Origin of the sequence: uncultured Polaribacter sp., from assembly GCF_947501385.1 — a bacterium.
Lineage (GTDB): Bacteria > Bacteroidota > Bacteroidia > Flavobacteriales > Flavobacteriaceae > Polaribacter.
This window is the reverse complement of sequence record NZ_CANMVP010000026.1, coordinates 48,149-64,613: the sequence shown is the minus strand read 5'-3', so window position 1 is coordinate 64,613 and position 16,465 is coordinate 48,149. Positions and strand designations below refer to the sequence as shown.

General features: G+C 31.9%; 18 protein-coding genes. 2 read left to right on the top strand and 16 right to left on the bottom strand.

What is annotated here, in order from left to right:
- Positions 1–200: 200 nt before the first annotated feature.
- Positions 201–842 carry a hemolysin III family protein gene (locus Q0998_RS15775; RefSeq protein WP_299671557.1) on the bottom strand — a complete coding sequence of 214 codons (642 nt, stop codon included), beginning with the start codon at positions 840–842 and terminating at the stop codon, positions 201–203.
- Positions 839–1,432: a 1-acyl-sn-glycerol-3-phosphate acyltransferase gene (locus Q0998_RS15770; RefSeq protein WP_299671555.1), complete on the bottom strand. Its 594-nt coding sequence runs from the start codon at positions 1,430–1,432 to the stop codon at positions 839–841. Before Q0998_RS15770 ends, Q0998_RS15775 begins: the two co-directional genes overlap by 4 nt.
- 369 nt (positions 1,433–1,801) lie before the next feature.
- Between Q0998_RS15770 and trpS the strand changes: the two genes are divergently transcribed.
- Entirely contained in the window at positions 1,802–2,770 is a 969-nt protein-coding gene (gene trpS / locus Q0998_RS15765) for a tryptophan--tRNA ligase (RefSeq protein ID WP_299671553.1), read from the top strand.
- A gap of 51 nt (positions 2,771–2,821) precedes the next feature.
- Here trpS and Q0998_RS15760 read toward each other — a convergent pair whose 3' ends face one another.
- From Q0998_RS15760 to Q0998_RS15695, 14 genes are all read right to left on the bottom strand, one after another.
- Positions 2,822–3,313, bottom strand: a complete 492-nt coding sequence (locus Q0998_RS15760) for a DUF1761 domain-containing protein (protein ID WP_299671552.1) — start codon at positions 3,311–3,313, stop codon at positions 2,822–2,824.
- A gap of 132 nt (positions 3,314–3,445) precedes the next feature.
- Entirely contained in the window at positions 3,446–4,429 is a 984-nt protein-coding gene (locus Q0998_RS15755) for a DUF4837 family protein (RefSeq protein ID WP_299671550.1), read from the bottom strand.
- 2 nt (positions 4,430–4,431) lie between these two features.
- On the bottom strand, positions 4,432–5,916 hold the full coding sequence (locus tag Q0998_RS15750) for a lytic transglycosylase domain-containing protein (RefSeq protein WP_299671548.1): 1,485 nt from the start codon (positions 5,914–5,916) through the stop codon (positions 4,432–4,434).
- Between the two features lie 129 nt (positions 5,917–6,045).
- On the bottom strand, positions 6,046–6,810 hold the full coding sequence (locus Q0998_RS15745; RefSeq protein ID WP_299671546.1) for an exodeoxyribonuclease III: 765 nt from the start codon (positions 6,808–6,810) through the stop codon (positions 6,046–6,048).
- Positions 6,811–7,038: a hypothetical protein gene (locus tag Q0998_RS15740; RefSeq protein ID WP_299671543.1), complete on the bottom strand. Its 228-nt coding sequence runs from the start codon at positions 7,036–7,038 to the stop codon at positions 6,811–6,813.
- A gap of 1 nt (position 7,039) precedes the next feature.
- The gene (locus tag Q0998_RS15735) at positions 7,040–7,693 is read right to left on the bottom strand and encodes a CoA transferase subunit B (protein WP_299671540.1); all 654 of its coding nucleotides are present in this window, start codon (positions 7,691–7,693) and stop codon (positions 7,040–7,042) included.
- Positions 7,694–7,739: 46 nt separating this feature from the next.
- Positions 7,740–8,090 (bottom strand): four helix bundle protein, encoded by a 351-nt coding sequence (locus tag Q0998_RS15730; protein WP_299671537.1) that lies wholly within the window; start codon positions 8,088–8,090, stop codon positions 7,740–7,742.
- Between the two features lie 34 nt (positions 8,091–8,124).
- Positions 8,125–8,823, bottom strand: coding sequence for a CoA transferase subunit A (locus tag Q0998_RS15725; RefSeq protein ID WP_299671534.1), 699 nt, complete (start codon positions 8,821–8,823; stop codon positions 8,125–8,127).
- Between the two features lie 62 nt (positions 8,824–8,885).
- The gene (locus Q0998_RS15720) at positions 8,886–11,171 is read right to left on the bottom strand and encodes a transglycosylase domain-containing protein (protein WP_299671531.1); all 2,286 of its coding nucleotides are present in this window, start codon (positions 11,169–11,171) and stop codon (positions 8,886–8,888) included.
- A gap of 2 nt (positions 11,172–11,173) precedes the next feature.
- Complete coding sequence (locus tag Q0998_RS15715) at positions 11,174–11,671, bottom strand: gliding motility lipoprotein GldH (protein ID WP_299671528.1); 498 nt, start codon at positions 11,669–11,671, stop codon at positions 11,174–11,176.
- Positions 11,649–13,052 carry a regulatory iron-sulfur-containing complex subunit RicT gene (gene ricT / locus Q0998_RS15710; RefSeq protein WP_299671526.1) on the bottom strand — a complete coding sequence of 468 codons (1,404 nt, stop codon included), beginning with the start codon at positions 13,050–13,052 and terminating at the stop codon, positions 11,649–11,651. The genes Q0998_RS15715 and ricT overlap by 23 nt, the downstream gene beginning before the upstream one ends.
- 207 nt (positions 13,053–13,259) lie before the next feature.
- Positions 13,260–13,520: a Txe/YoeB family addiction module toxin gene (locus tag Q0998_RS15705; RefSeq protein ID WP_299671523.1), complete on the bottom strand. Its 261-nt coding sequence runs from the start codon at positions 13,518–13,520 to the stop codon at positions 13,260–13,262.
- Positions 13,521–13,769 (bottom strand): type II toxin-antitoxin system Phd/YefM family antitoxin, encoded by a 249-nt coding sequence (locus Q0998_RS15700; RefSeq protein ID WP_299671520.1) that lies wholly within the window; start codon positions 13,767–13,769, stop codon positions 13,521–13,523. It abuts the gene before it with no gap.
- 252 nt (positions 13,770–14,021) lie between these two features.
- Positions 14,022–15,053 carry a rhodanese-related sulfurtransferase gene (locus Q0998_RS15695; RefSeq protein WP_299671518.1) on the bottom strand — a complete coding sequence of 344 codons (1,032 nt, stop codon included), beginning with the start codon at positions 15,051–15,053 and terminating at the stop codon, positions 14,022–14,024.
- Between the two features lie 416 nt (positions 15,054–15,469).
- Here Q0998_RS15695 and Q0998_RS15690 point away from each other — a divergent pair, with 416 nt between their 5' ends.
- Positions 15,470–16,459, top strand: a complete 990-nt coding sequence (locus Q0998_RS15690; RefSeq protein WP_299671515.1) for an aspartate-semialdehyde dehydrogenase — start codon at positions 15,470–15,472, stop codon at positions 16,457–16,459.
- Positions 16,460–16,465: the final 6 nt, after the last annotated feature.

Genomic DNA, 16,465 nt, shown 5'->3' with positions numbered 1-16,465 from the left:
TGTAGGATGGTTGAAGAAAAGCCAGTATATCAAAAATTAATAAAACAGAAGCTAAACGTATAACTCAATAAATTTATACTATTTAAAAATTAACATCAGTTAATGATTCTAGATTTAGCAGAATTAAATAAAATTTAGATATAACCAAAAAAAGTATTGTTTTTTAGTTATTTTTAATTATTTATAATGAAATGTTAAAATTATAGAATGTAATATATGGAGATAAAATGACTAATACTACCTAAAAGAACAAATACGTGGAATATTGCATGATTATAAGGTAATTTTCTAATCATATAAAGGATAGCTCCTATACTGTAAAAAATGCCTCCAAGAAATAATAAATTTAGACTAAAAAAAGAGATACTATCTATTAAAGGACTGATAAAAAAAACCACTTGCCAGCCCATTAACAGATACATTGCTGTAGAAATTTTATCGAATCTTCCTGTAAAAAACAGTTTTAAAACGATACCTACCAATGCAAAAAGCCAAACAAAAATAGCCATATAGTTGCCTAAACTAGAATCTAAACCCACCAAACAAAAAGGGGTATAAGTACCTGCAATTAAAACGTAAATTGCAGCATGGTCTAGAATATTTAACTTTCTTCTTCTTTTTGCCTCTTTAGCCGCATGATAAAAAGTAGACGCAGCATACAATACAATCAAACTTAGACCATAGATGATAAAACTTGCTGGTTTCCAAAAACCATCAGAGTTCAAGGACTTTACAATTAAAAAAGGAAATGCAACAATGCTTAATAACAACCCAAAAGCATGAGACCATATATTTAGTTGCTCTTCGGTATTAGAATATACGTGATTTAATTTTTCACTCATGTCCTTCTATTTGTATCTTTCATGTATAATTCATCATTTACCAAATCACTATAAATAAGATTGAAGGTCTCCTCTTTTAAAGAATCTATATCTTCTTCAACAATCTTATTTTCTGTATCTATAAATGTATGCTGATGAACTCTTAAAACTCCTGGGCCTCCTTTAAAAATATCCCATGAAAAAAAACGCTTACAATCATAATAAACTTGAGGTACAATGGGTATTTCAAACTCTAAAGCCAGACCGAATGCTCCTTTTTTAAATGGTGCTAAGACAACATCTTCTTTCGGAACCAATCCTTCAGGAAAAATAGCCATACTAACGCCATTCTCTAATCTCTTTTTGGCCATTTGATATACACGCTTTCTACTTTTTAAACTTCCTCTATCTACCATAATTACCGTTCTTTTATAGAAAAAACCGAATACGGGGATTTTTGCAAGTTCTTTTTTCCCAACGAATACAATAGGATTTTTACTCAAAGCAATCAAAATAAAAGGATCTAATAATGAGGTATGGTTTGGACAAAACATATAACTTTTATCTGGGTCGATACTTTGGTCTGAAGTAAAGTCTAAACGAAACCCCATCCCATAAATCAATATTATTGATAGAAATCTAGCCAACTTCCAGAATATATGGTAGTGTCTTTTCCGAAATGAAAAAATTAGAAGTAAAGGTGATATTAATAAAATAGTGGTAAACATTAGTATATAAAACCACAAACGCCAAAGTAATAAAAAAGGGATTTTTATAAATTTCACAGAGTATATTAAAAATTAGAATGTTATCTATTATAAATAAACAAAAAACAGTAAATATCTAAAAAACACTTACCATTTATGTAAAAGTACTAATATTCTTTTTGTTTATTGATTTTCCTAATCAAAACCTTATTTTTGTCCTCGCACCATCGCAGATGGTTTTTGTATCTCACTCATACCTAGAAGAAAAAAAATATGTCAAGAATTTTAACAGGCGTACAAAGTACAGGAACACCTCATTTAGGAAACTTATTAGGAGCTATTTTACCCGCAGTAGCAATGGCAAACAATCCTAAAAATGAAGCTTTTTTATTTATTGCAGATATGCATTCTTTAACTCAAATTAAAGACGGTGCAACCTTAAGAGAAAACACCTACAGCACTGCTGCAACTTGGCTAGCCTGTGGTTTAGACATTGGTAAGACTGTTTTTTATAGACAAAGTGATATTCCGCAAGTTGCTGAATTAGCCTGGTATTTAAGTTGCTATTTTCCATTTCAAAGATTGACTTTAGCGCACAGTTTTAAAGACAAAGCAGACAGATTAGAAGATGTAAATGCTGGTTTATTTACCTACCCGATGTTAATGGCTGCAGATATTTTATTGTATGATGCAGAAATTGTTCCTGTTGGTAAAGACCAATTGCAACATTTAGAAATGACTCGAGATGTTGCTAGTAGAGTAAATAATGTTATAGGCGAAACTTTAATTCTACCACAAGCCAAAATTCAAGAACACACAAAATTAGTTCCAGGAACTGATGGTGAAAAAATGAGCAAATCTAGAAACAATACCATTAATATTTTCTTAACAGATAAAAAATTAAGAAAGCAAATAATGAGGATTAAAACGGATAGCTTAGCATTGGAAGATCCAAAGAATCCTGATACAGACAATGTTTTTGCGCTCTATAAATTATTAGCTTCTGATGCTCAAATTAAAGAAATGAGCGCCAATTATAAAGGTGGAAATTACGGTTATGGACATGCAAAACAAGCCTTATTCGAACTTATTGTAGCAAAATTTTCGACGGTAAGAGCACGTTATCACCATTATATGGAAAACAAGCATGAAATAGATGAAGCATTAAATATTGGTGCAGCAAAAGCAAGAAAAACTGCAAATGAAGTCTTAAAAAGAGTAAGAGATAAAATTGGTTATTAAAAAACAAAACCACGTTTAAAAAGTGGTTTTGTTTTTTTTAAAGTCTGTAGTTTATAACCATTGACAAACAATACCGCCCATAATTGCCAAAGTTACCATCCAGTAACCTGCATTTATAGCAATATATTTAAAAGATTTTTTTTCAAACAAAGCTTGCACTGTTAAAATTGGCATCACTAAAAAGAAACCATATAAAACACCATGAAAAGCACCATGTTGAAAGGTTCTAAAACGATCTCCATAATTTGTTAGAAAATCTTGAAAATAAGTAAAAGCTTCACCTGTTTGCTCATTAAAACCAGGATCTCCAGCTAACGTAGAAAATACACCCATTTGATGGATCACCATTTGCACTAAGGCAAAAGCAATAAAAAGACCTAGTATATAAGAAATAATAAGTGTCTTTACCATATTGGTTCCTTTTAAGGATTCTTTGGTAAAACCCATTTGTTTCATCCAAGCATTTCCAAAAATTGGACCATACCAGATAAAGCCAGTAATCATTGGCACTAAAGCTACTAAAAATAGTATTAAATAATTCATCTCCATAATAAAAAGTTGTTTTGGTTAAAAACCAAATATAAGAAATAAGTTTTTGATAATTAGCAAGTTAAAAAAAACACCTAAAAGAATTTGTTTTAGGTGTTGTAATTTTTATGATAAAAATGAGTCTTTTTATTTAATTTCCATCGATTTTGCAATGGCCTCTAATTCAAAAAGAAATGCTCTTTTATTTACAGAGGGCGCATAGGTAAAACCTTCAAAAACTACAATTCTGTTATTTTTTTTATCAATTACAGAATAGTTTAAAAAAGGGCCTGCCATAAAATCATTTTTTACTTCCCACTTACCTCTAGTTTCAAAGGCTTTTTTACCATTTAAAGTCGTCTCAGAGGTAAAAGGAGTATACGCTTCTTCTGTAATCATGTGCATGGTTTTAGGATCTGTACCAGGAATGTATTTTTTACCAATACTATCTCTTACTGCAACAATATTTTCAGAAACTTTTGTTTCGTCTTCTAATGGAACTGAATACACCAAGATATTATTACTTCCTGTTTTGGCAATTCCGCTTGTTAAATGTTGTCTTAACCATAGAAATTCTCCTGTATCATCTACTTCATTAAAACTGTCTGGTATTGTGAAAGAAACGCCTATTTTTTGAAGTGTTTTAAATTTTGATTCATCTAACTTTTTATCCCTAAACAGATTCTGAGTCATTAAAATATCTGACGTTATAAAAGCATCTATAATTTCTTTCTTGTGCTTCTTAAACATTTTTATAACGCTTGTATCATCTGTTCCATAGACGTAAACAATTGTTTGTGGTTGTGCATATACATTTTTTTTAATGTAAAAATCTTCCTTTTTTCCTTCTCCAATAATTAAAATGTTTCTAGAGATTTTCATCATCGTCCCAAAACCATTTGGCGCTATTTGAGAAACTAACAAAGTTGATTCTGGTTGTGGCAAACCCACCATTAGTTCACCAAAAGAATTTCTAATTACACCACCTAAATCTCCGTTCCAATCACTAGCTTTGGTTACTACCATTACTTTATTTATCTTACCAAGAGAACCTCTTAATACAGATTTATCAGTACCTGTACAAGATGTTAGTAAAATTGCTACGATACCTATTGAAAATAATTTTTTCATAATTAGCTTTTAAAAATTTTAAGTTTAGTTCCAGGTTTTAAACTCTTTACACTCCAAATATTGTTCCATTTTTTAATTTCATCGATAGAAACATTTTTGAATTTTCTAGAAATCGTCCAAAGGGAATCTCCTTTTTTTACAGTATAGGTTTCAAAACTTCCTTTTTTAGTAGATTTTGCTTTCTTTTTTGTGGATGAAATTTTTACTGAAGATTTTGGAATCGCCATTTTTTTAGGATACACATTTAAACGCTGCCCAATTTTTAACCTACTGGTTTTCATTCGATTCCAACGTTTGATATCACTCACTCGAACACCAAATTTATTGGCAATCTTTCCTAAGAAATCTCCACTTTGTACTTTGTAACGAATGCGTTTATCCATCTCAAAATACTTCGGCAAAGGCTTTTCTCTTTTAGCGGCATCTTCTGCTGCCAACTTATAAATAGCTTGTTCTTTCTCTATAAAATGAAAAGAATTCTTTCTTGGCAGCGTTATGGTATAGTTTTTATCTTCAACAAAAGGAATGATATCTAATTTGTAAGATGGGTTCAAAAACTGAATTAACTCAGTACTAATTCCTGTTGTTTCAGAAACTTGATCAAAACTAATTGTTTTTTTTATATGAATGGTATCGGTTTCAAAATGACGAATTTGAGGCGCATCTGCAATTAGTTCGTGTTCTTTTTGATATTCAAACAAGTACATGGTTGCATAAAAAGCTGGAACATAACTCGCGGTTTCTCTTGGTAAAAACGGACGAATATTCCAGTAATTCTTATAACCCCCAGAACGCTTTATGGCTTTTGCTACATTTCCTGGTCCAGAGTTGTAAGCTGCTAAAGCCAAATCCCAATCTCCAAAAATAGTGTATAAGTCTGATAAATATGTACAAGCAGCAATGGTAGCTTTTACAGGATCTTGACGTTCATCTACATAAGAACTTACTTTTAATTTATATTGAATACCCGTGGTATACATAAATTGCCACAAACCTGTTGCGCCAACTCTAGATTTTGCAGTGGGATCTAAGGCAGATTCTACAATTGCCAAATATTTCATTTCTAACGGAATGTCATATTGATCTAAATATTTCTCAAAAATTGGAAAATAATAAGCTGCTTTTGCCATTAATGCAGGGTAATATCGCTTTCTGTATTTCAAATAAGATTTGATAACCTTTTCTAATGCAGGATTATAGGCAATATGAAATGGTGTTTTTGCATCTACTTTTTTTAATCTTTCTTTTAAGACTTCAGTAGATAATGCAACTGTAGAGACATCTTTTTGTTCAGCATCTTTTATAAGATAGGTAGCTGTTTCATATAATGGAGATTTGTATTTTGTTTCCATCAACAAACTATCTATCAAAACAATATCATAATCTGAAAACAAATCTGCTTTCGTGATTTTTTTAAGAATTGCATCTTTTGGTGTTTGTGCAAATATACTTGCTGTAAAAAGTAAAAATATTATTAGTTTTTTCATAAAAAAATATGTCTGGTTGTCCCGAAATTTCGGGAGCAGTCGAGACCTAAATATAACCCCTCGAGAACTACGTTCGTTACTTTCAATAAAATTATCTTTTTATTTCAGTAATGCTCGAGAAGACATTGTTTATCTTAAATCTAATTCTACTGCAATAGGACAATGGTCTGAATGTTTTGCTTCTCCTAAAATATAAGCTCTAGAAATCTTTTCTTTTAATGGCTCTGAAACCATGGCATAATCTAAACGCCAACCTTTGTTATTGGCTCTTGAGTTTGCTCTATAACTCCACCAAGAAAATTCTTGTTTTTCTTGATTTAAATACCGAAAACTATCTACAAATCCACTACCAATAAAACTACCAATCCAAGTTCTTTCTTCTGGTAAAAAACCAGAAACTCCTTTCATTTTTGGATTGTGAATATCAATGGCTTCGTGACAAATATTATAATCGCCACAAATTACTAAATTAGGAATTTCATCTTTTAAATTATTGATGTATTCCTGAAATTCATCCATAAAATTAAACTTATAATCTAATCTTAGTGAATTTGTTCCTGAAGGAAGGTATAAACTCATTACAGAAACGTCATCAAAATCTACACGTAGTGTTCTTCCTTCAAAATCCATCGTTTCTATACCTGTGCCATATTCAACATAATTTGGTTTTTCTTTACAAAAAATAGCGACAGAAGAGTAGCCTTTTTTCTGAGCAGAAAACCAATAATGATATTTATAACCTGCGTTTTCGAACTCAGAAAGATCTAACTGATCTTTATGTGCTTTGGTTTCTTGAATGCAAATTACATCTGGATTTGCAGCTTGTAACCAATCTAAAAAACCTTTTTTTAGTGCTGCTCTAATTCCGTTTACGTTGTATGATATTATTTTCATTTAATCTATAAGTATTGGCTTCTTTAAAAAAAGCCAAGTAATTTGTTTAATTTTTCCTGTCTGTGTTTGAATTATCTTTTTTCTTGGTGATAATATAAATGCCAAAACACCACAAATACCTGCTTTTAAGAAAAAATTTTCAGTCGTATAAATTTGATCAAAAGTGAATAAAAAAAGCACTAATAAAACAGGGTAAATTAGCCAATATGTTTTTTTAAATAACTTCATGCTAAACATCCATTTCAGGAATTTCTCCATCAATCATTAAAGTGCCTTCGGTAGCTTTTTGAATCTCCTCTACAGAAACGCCTGGAGCTCTTTCTAACAGATAAAATTGATTATTTTTCACTTCTAAAACAGCCAAATTCGTTACCACTTTTGTTACACAACCAACTCCTGTTAGAGGCAAAGAACATTTCTTTAAAATTTTAGATTCGCCACGTTTATTAGTGTGCATCATGGCAACAATAATGTTTTCGGCAGAGGCAACTAAATCCATAGCACCACCCATTCCTTTTACCATTTTTCCTGGAATTTTCCAGTTGGCAATATCTCCATTTTCTGCAACTTCCATGGCTCCTAAAATGGTTAAATCTACATGCTTGCCACGAATCATCGCAAAACTCATAGAAGAATCAAAAAAGCTTGCTCCTGGCATGGTTGTAATGGTTTGTTTCCCTGCATTTATAATGTCTGCATCTTCTTCACCTTCAAAAGGAAAAGGACCCATTCCCAGCACTCCATTTTCACTCTGAAATTCAACTTCTATATCATCTCGAACATAATTAGCCACTAAAGTTGGGATTCCGATTCCTAAATTTACGTAAAAACCATCTTGAACTTCTTGTGCAATTCTTTTCGCTATTCCGTTTTTATCTAACATAATAATTTGATAATTCGTTAATTTGATAATTCCTGTTTGTGGATAATTAATTTTTTGATGATGCTATAATTTTACTAATTATTTTTATGATTACAGTTAATTCTTTAAACATTATTTCATTTGGATTTGGATAAAATTCTGACGCTTTACAAAGTTTTAACCAATATTCTACTTCGTCAGCTTCTTTTGCTGCAATTTTAAATTTATGAATAAAATCTCTTTTACTTTCTGCATTTTGAGCTTCTCTTGTGTTTGCGCCAATAGATGTTCCACTTCTAAAAATTTGAGATGACATTTCAAACCTTTTGTTACTTCTGATTAATTCTGAATACTCAATAATTTTCAAAGAAAATTCAAAAGTTAAGTCTACAATAATATTCTTTTTATCATTTCGCATAATTTTCAAATCATCAAATTAATACATTTTCAAATCATTTTTGTCTTACAGTTCTCTGTTCAATTCTTTTCTCATAATTTTTTCCTTGAAAAATACGCTGTACAAAGATTCCTGGTATATGAATATTGTTGGGATCTAACTCGCCAACTTCTACCATTTCTTCTACTTCTGCCACCGTAATTGTTGCGGCTCCACACATATTAGGGTTAAAATTTCTTGCCGTTCCTTTAAATACTAAGTTTCCTGCAGCATCGCCTTTCCAAGCTTTTACAAAAGCAAAATCTGCTTTAAATGCAGGCTCTAACACATACATTTTACCCTCAAATTCTCTCGTTTCTTTTCCTTCAGCAACTTCGGTTCCATAACCTGCAGGTGTATAAAATGCAGGAAAACCTGCTTGTGCAGCTCTACACTTTTCAGCCAAAGTTCCTTGTGGTGTTAATTCTACTTCTAATTCTCCAGACAACATTTGTCTTTCAAATTCGTCATTTTCACCTACATAAGATGAAATCATTTTTTTAATTTGTTTTCCCTGTAAAAGTAAACCCAAACCAAAATCGTCTACACCAGCATTGTTAGAAATACAAGTAACTTCTCTAACGTTTAATTTTACCAATTCTGAAATGGCATTTTCTGGAATTCCACACAAACCAAAACCACCTAACATAAAAGTCATTCCAGATTTTACACCAGCTAACGCTTCTGCTACGTTATTTACTTTTTTATGAATCATTTTTTATCTTTTTATAAGATTTTATAACTATAGTTCAGCAAACTCAATGAAAAGGTTTAGAACTAGAAATCTGTATCTTCTTTTGGAATAGGATTATTTATATCCTCTTCTTTGTCTGCCTTTTTTACACAATTGATATTGATTGATAAATATTCTGGCTTTTCAAATGCTTCTTTACTAATATGTAAACTTTCATCTGCATAACATTTTTGCATAAATAAAGCCCAAGAAGGTAGAGACATTGTTGCACCTTGACCTTTCGCAATTTTTTCAAAATGCGTTGCTCTTTCCTCTCCACCCGTCCAAACTCCTGTTGCTAAATTGGGCACAATTCCCATAAACCAACCATCAGATTGGTTTTGAGTGGTTCCTGTTTTTCCCGCTATATCATTTTTAAAGTTATAAGGAAAACCAGTAACCGCGCTTCCACCTGAATTCCAAGTAGATCGCAACCTAACTCCCGAACCAGATTGTGTAACTCCTTCTAATAAATTTAAAACCACATAAGCAGATTCTTCACTTAAAACTTCTTGAGTTGTTGGTGTAAACTCTTCTAAGACGGTTCCGTTTTTATCTTCAATTCGTGTAATAATCATCGGGCTAACGCGCAAACCTCTATTTGCAAATGTAGAATAGGCACTTACCATTTCTAATAATGATAACTCTACCGCTCCTAAAGCAATAGAAGGATTTGCTGGAATGTCACTTTTTATACCTGCTGCTTTTGCCAAACGAACAACATTTTCTGGAGTTACCATATCTATTAATCTAGCAGACATTGTATTTACAGAACCTGCTAAACCCTCTTTTAAAGTCAACATTCCTCCATATTTTTCGTTAGAGTTTTCTGGAGTCCATTCATCCGGAATTCCGTATTTTCCTTTAGGAATTGTATATGGAATATTTGGAAACTCTTCACATGGAGACAACTTCAATTGATTAATTGCAGTTGCATACACAAAAGGTTTAAAAGTAGAACCTACTTGTCTTTTTTGTTGTTCTACAGCATCAAACTTAAAATGTTTATAATCTACACCACCAACCCATGCTTTGATATGACCTGTTTGTGGTTCTATAGATAACATACCTGAACGTAAAAAGTATTTATAATATCTTATTGAATCATAAGGAGACATGATGGTATCGATATCACCTTTGTAAGAAAACACTTTCATTGCTGTTTTCTTCTTAAAAACTTTATCAATATATTCTGAAGATTTACCTGCGCTTTTCAAACGCTTATATCTATCTGAATTTTTTTGTCCTCTCTCTAAAATTCCATTAATTTGAATTTTTTCAAGGTCATAAAAAGGAGCTGTTTTATTGTTGTTTTGTTCTTTAAAAAAATGTGACTGCAAATTCGCCATGTGTTCTGTTACAGCTTCTTCGGCATATTTTTGCATTCTAGAATCTAAAGTTACATAAATTTTTAGACCGTCTCTAAAAATATTGTACTCTTCACCACTTGGTTTTGGATGATTTTTAACCCAAGTTCGCATAACTTTTTGCAAATGACCTCTAAAGTAGGTTGCATAACCATCACTATGGCTTTCTGGAGTGTAATTAATTGTTAAGGGTAATTTTTGAAGGGAGTCCTTTTCTTGTTCCGTTAAAAATCCATTTCTTGCCATTTGAGCAAAAACCACATTTCTTCGAAGTAAAGATTTTCCTTTAGAAATTTCTCTATTTGGATTGTATTGCCTCGGGTTTTTTAGCATCGCTACTAAAATTGCCGCTTCTTGCACGTCTAAATCTTTTGCTTCTTTTCCAAAATAAATTCTTGCTGCAGAACGAATACCAGATGCATTAAATAAAAAACCTTGTGTATTTAAATACATTGCAATGATTTCTTGCTTTGTATATTGTTGCTCTAATTTTGTAGCAACTACCCATTCTTTCATCTTTTGTAAAACTCTTTTAAAGATGTTTCTAGAGGCTCTTTTTGTAAATAAGTTTTTTGCTAATTGTTGTGTAATTGTACTGGCACCACCACTTCCTGGTTTTAAAACCGCTCTTGCAGTTCCTCTAAAATCAATACCAGAATGCTCGAAAAATCGCTCGTCTTCAGTCGCTATTAAAGCATTTACCAAAACGGTAGGTAATTCTTTAAATTTTATAGGTGTTCTGTTTTCTGTAGCGTATTTACCAATGGTTTTCCCATCAATAGAAATTACTTCTGTTGCTAAATTTGTTTGCGGATTTTCTAATTCTTCAAAAGTTGGTAATGCACCAAAACCACCTATAGAAGCAATTAAAAAGAACACTAATACGAAGGCAAAACCTCCTAAAATAATTCCCCAGAACCATTTTAAATAATTCTTAAAACTTGTTTTTTCTTTCTTTGCCATTTTTAATTTATTTTTTCAATACTAAAGCCAACATCTTGTATTCCTACAAGACTTTCTATTGGTTTTATCTCACCATTTTTTCTCATTGCTTGTCTTACTTGTAACGTATAATTTCCAGAAACAGGAAAAACCTTTTGCTCTTTATAGAAAAGTTTGTTCTCTTTAATTTCAGAAAAACCATTTCCTAAAAATTTCCCCGAAACATCTGTCATTTGATATTGTAACGTATCTATCACCAAAGAATTATCTGGAAATTTTAATTCTGTAATGACATATAAATTACTGAAACCAAAATCGTTATTATTTCTAATGTTTAAAAATAAGTTTTTTGCTGCAATGGTATCTTTTACTTCAAACTGAAAGGTTACTTTTTGTTGCGCTTTCCAAGAACTATTTTCTAATGTTTTGTATTGATTAAATTCTATTGCATCATCACAGGAAATCATTAAAGATGCCATCAATAAAAATATTAAAAACCTATTTTCCCGAATCGCTTCCATCTTTTGGAGTGTTGTTGGTTCGATTTCTATTGTTGGGTCTTCTTGGTTTGTTTGTTTTTTTTACTTCACCTTTTGGCTGATTTGGATTCGCTTTTGTATTTGGGTTTTGCCTCGGCTTTGGCTTAGGCTTCTGCTCTTGTTGCCGTTGTGGTTTATTTTGTTGTTTTGCTTGTGGTTTTCTTTTTATATTTGACATCTGTTGTGTTGTATGACCACTAGCAGCAACGGGTCTTTTCTTATTTTTATTTCGATTATTTCTTTTACGTTTGTTAATTTTTGGAGCATCAAAACGCGTTAAACTATCTTGCCCAACAGCATCTTCAAAGTCTACTTTCTCTGGAACAATAACATCAGATTCATACTCTTCTAAGGTTGCAGATTTCTCATTATTTTTATTCAGCTCAATAATTTCTAAAACCTGTTCTAGCGTTAATCGAAACCATTTAGAACGCTCTTCTTTATAGGTGTACCACAGATGATTTTTAAAAATATCCATCTTTACAAAAGCGGCTTCTCCTTTTTCGGTTTTTAAAATCAAATCTTGTTTTGGAAATGATTTTAGTGCATCTAAATAAGTGTCTAGCTCAAAGTTTAAACAGCATTTTAACTTACCACATTGGCCCGCTAATTTTAAAGGATTTAATGACAATTGTTGGTAACGAGCCGCAGATGTTGTTACTTTTCTAAAGTCTGTTAACCACGTAGAACAGCATAGTTCTCTACCGCAAGAACCAACGCCACCTAAACGTGCTGCTTCTTGTCTGGCACCTACTTGTTTCATTTCTACACGAATAGAAAATGCACTTGCCAATTCTCTAATTAATTGTCTAAAATCTACACGAGATTCTGCTGTATAATAAAAAGTAGCTTTGTTACCATCTCCTTGATATTCTACATCAGAAAGTTTCATTTGTAACCCTAAAGCTCCTAGAATTTCTCTTCCTTTACGTTGTGTTTCTTTTTCTTTGTCTCTAGATCTTTGCCAAACATCAATATCTCTTTGACTAGCTTTTCTATAAATTTTTAGAACATCTTCATGGTCTGCAGTAATTTTGCGCTTTTTCATTTGCACTTTTACCAATTCTCCCGCCAAAGAAACGGTACCAATATCATGACCAGAACTCGCTTCTACAGCCACAATGTCTCCCATTGTAACGGGTAAATTATCTGGGTTTTTGTAAAAATGTTTTCTTCCGTTTTTAAATCGGACTTCAAAAATATTGAATCTTTCTTGTCCACTTGGTAAAGTCATATTAGATAACCAATCAAAAACTGCTAGCTTATTGCTACCACTTCCACAAGTTCCTGACCCACAATTACCATTACTCTTACATCCTTTTGGTACGCCATTTTCTGTTGTACCACAACTTCCACATGCCATGTAATTTATATTTTTAGAAAAGCTCGAAGCTTTTTACTGTTCATAATTTGATTATCAAGTTGCTACAAAAAAGCAACTTAACAAAGTCTAATCAGTAAATATATGAAATCTCATTGAGAAGTAAAAGGTAAATTTTTGACAAAAAATATTGAATTATAATACGCAAATGAATTGATAGAATTCGTAGTAGAAATTTATAAGAAAAACTTACTTCCCATAATGATAACGACAAGCTGCAATAAAAATTTGCTCGTTTTCGTATTTGTATACCAATCTGTGTTCTGATGTTATTCGTCTAGACGAATACCCTTGTAGATCTCCTTTTAATGATTCTGGTTTCCCAATTCCTTCAAAAGGTGTTCTTAAACAACTTTTAATGAGCTCGTTCATTCGTTTTACGATTTTTTTATCAACCTTTTGCCAATATAAATAATCTTCCCACGAAGAAGTAGACCAAATCAGTTTCATCTATTCTATTAATTCTTTTTGAACGCCTTTATCTGCCTCCAATTCTTTGATAGCGTTTAATAAAACATCTCTATTTTTTCCGGTTAGCAAGTACGTAGTTTCTTTTAAAGAATTATACTCATCTAAGGAGATTAAAACAAGATCTTTTCCATCTTTTCGTTTGATAATGATATCGCTTACATTATCAAAAACTTTATCGAACCAATGTTTTAAGTTTGAGCGAAAATCTGTATAATTTACTGTTTCCATATTGCAAAGATACTAAAAAAAGTACTTGTTTACGTACTTTATTGATTGCTAAAATACTTTTGAAGCTGAGATTCATCGGTCATACTTCCCTCTGAATGACAGTCTGATTACTAATCATTTATCTATATTTAAGTTTATCCTGTCATTCAGAACAAGAAACGAAGTGAAGAATCTTTAATAAAAACTTCGACAGGCTCAGTTTGACAGTTCGCTTTTAAATTGAAATTCTTACAGTCTTAGAATCTTAGAAACTTACCTCTTAAACCTCAACACTTCACTCCTGCCTTTTTTGAAGATTTTATTACTATTTCCCTTGCCTTTTCGAAGTTCTTTTTGCTCCTCAAAAGACAATTGAATAATTTCTTGACAATCTGTAGAGCAGGTGTTTTCCATGGTTTCTGAACATGAATCACATTGAATAAATAATAAGTGACAGGCTTCGTTTGCGCAATTTGTATGAGTATTACAAGGTTTTCCACATTGATGACAATTGGAAACCACATCGTCTGTAATTTTTTCTGCTCTTCGATGATCAAAAACAAAATTCTTACCAATAAATTTGTTTTCGATGCCTTCTTCTTTTACTTGACGTGTATATTCTATAATGCCACCTTCTAACTGAAAAACATTTTTAAAACCTTTGTGTTTGTAATATGCAGATGCTTTTTCGCAACGAATTCCGCCCGTACAATACATCAATAGATTTTTATCTTCTTTATTATCTTTTAAATCTGCTTCAATAATATCTAAAGAATCTCTAAATGTATCTACATCTGGAGTTACTGCGCCCTCAAAATGACCAATTTCGCTTTCGTAATGATTGCGCATGTCTACACAAATCGTAGCAGGATTTGCTAACATTTCGTTAAATTCCGCAGCATTTAAATGCACACCTTTATTGGTCACATCAAAGGTTTCGTCATTTAAACCATCAGCAACAATTTTGTCTCTAACTTTTACTTTCAATTTTAAAAAGGACTTGTTATTATGTTCTACTGCAACATTCAGTCGAATATCTTTTAAAAAAGAAATACTGTCTAACTGCTCTTTTAACGCATAAAAGTTTTCTGACGGAACTGATAATTGTGCATTGATGCCTTCAAAAGAAACATAAATTCTACCTAAAACATCTAAGGCGTTCCATTCTAAGAATAATTTATCTCTAAGTAATTGTGGATTTTCTATCTTAAAATATTGATAAAAAGAAATGGTGAGGCGGTCTTTGCCAGCTTCATCAATTAGTGCAGCGCGTTCTATGGCGCTTAACTTGTTGTACAGTTGCATGCTATACTTTTTTAAGTTTATAATTAAATGTGGTTACAAAAATACAAATTTGGACACGGATTTCACAGATTTTCACTGATAATTGCTGAAAACTAAAAGTTAGCAAAAGGGTTTAGCCCAGATTGAAGCATTTGTTTGAGCTCTTTTTTGTTTTTCAGCAAAAAAAGCGAGTGCGGAAAGCTGGAAATAGCTTCAAAAAAATAAAAAGTTTAATTTTAAACATCAGAAAAATATGTAACTAAATTTTAAACTTTAGTTGATTTATAACATTTTTACCCATTTATTTTGCGCTTTTTTAAGCATCTTTGTAACAATGAAAAATGCTTTTTAAAATTTTTCAAAAAACAATTAAACTGTCTTTCTGTCTTTCGTCTATCGCTCAAGATAAACTTCAGCAGGAATCTAAATTAAAAAGAATGAAAGTAGCTGTAGTTGGCGCAACTGGAATGGTTGGCACAGTAATGTTGAAAGTTTTAGAAGAACGTAATTTACCAATAACGGAATTAATACCTGTAGCATCTGCAAGATCTGCTGGTAAAAAATTATCGTATAAAGGAAAAGAATATACTGTAGTCACTTTAGAAGACGCTGTAAAAATGACGCCAGATATTGCGTTATTTTCTGCTGGTGGAGATACTTCTTTAGAATGGGCACCTAAATTTGCAGCAGTTGGTACTACTGTAATTGATAATTCTTCTGCTTGGAGAATGGATCCTACTAAAAAATTAGTAGTTCCAGAAATTAATGGTGCTGTTTTAACTGCGGATGATAAAATCATAGCCAATCCAAATTGTTCTACGATTCAGTTAGTAATGGCTTTAGCGCCTTTGCATAAAAAATACAAGATGAAACGTTTGGTAATTTCTACCTATCAATCTGTTTCTGGAACGGGCGTAAAAGCGGTGCAGCAATTAGATAATGAAGAAGCTGGTATTGATGGCGAAATGGCGTATCCGCATAAAATTGGAAGAAATGCCTTACCTCATTGTGATGTTTTTTTAGAAAACGGCTACACAAAAGAAGAAATGAAATTGGTAAAAGAACCAAAGAAAATTTTAGGCGATGCTTCTTTTTCTGTCACTGCAACTGCGGTTAGAATTCCTACTGCTGGCGGGCATTCTGAAGCTGTAAATGTACAGTTTTTAAATGATTTTGATTTGGATGAAGTTCGTACTTTATTAAGCGAAACTCCAGGAGTTATTGTACAAGATGATTTGGCAAATAACGTGTATCCAATGCCAATGAATGCACATAACAAAGATGAAGTCTTTGTTGGGCGAATTCGAAGAGACGAATCTCAAGAAAATACCTTAAATTTGTGGATTGTTGCAGACAACTTAAGAAAAGGAGCTGCTACAAACACAGTTCAAATAGCTGAATATTTGGTTGAAAATAATTTAGTGTAAAACATT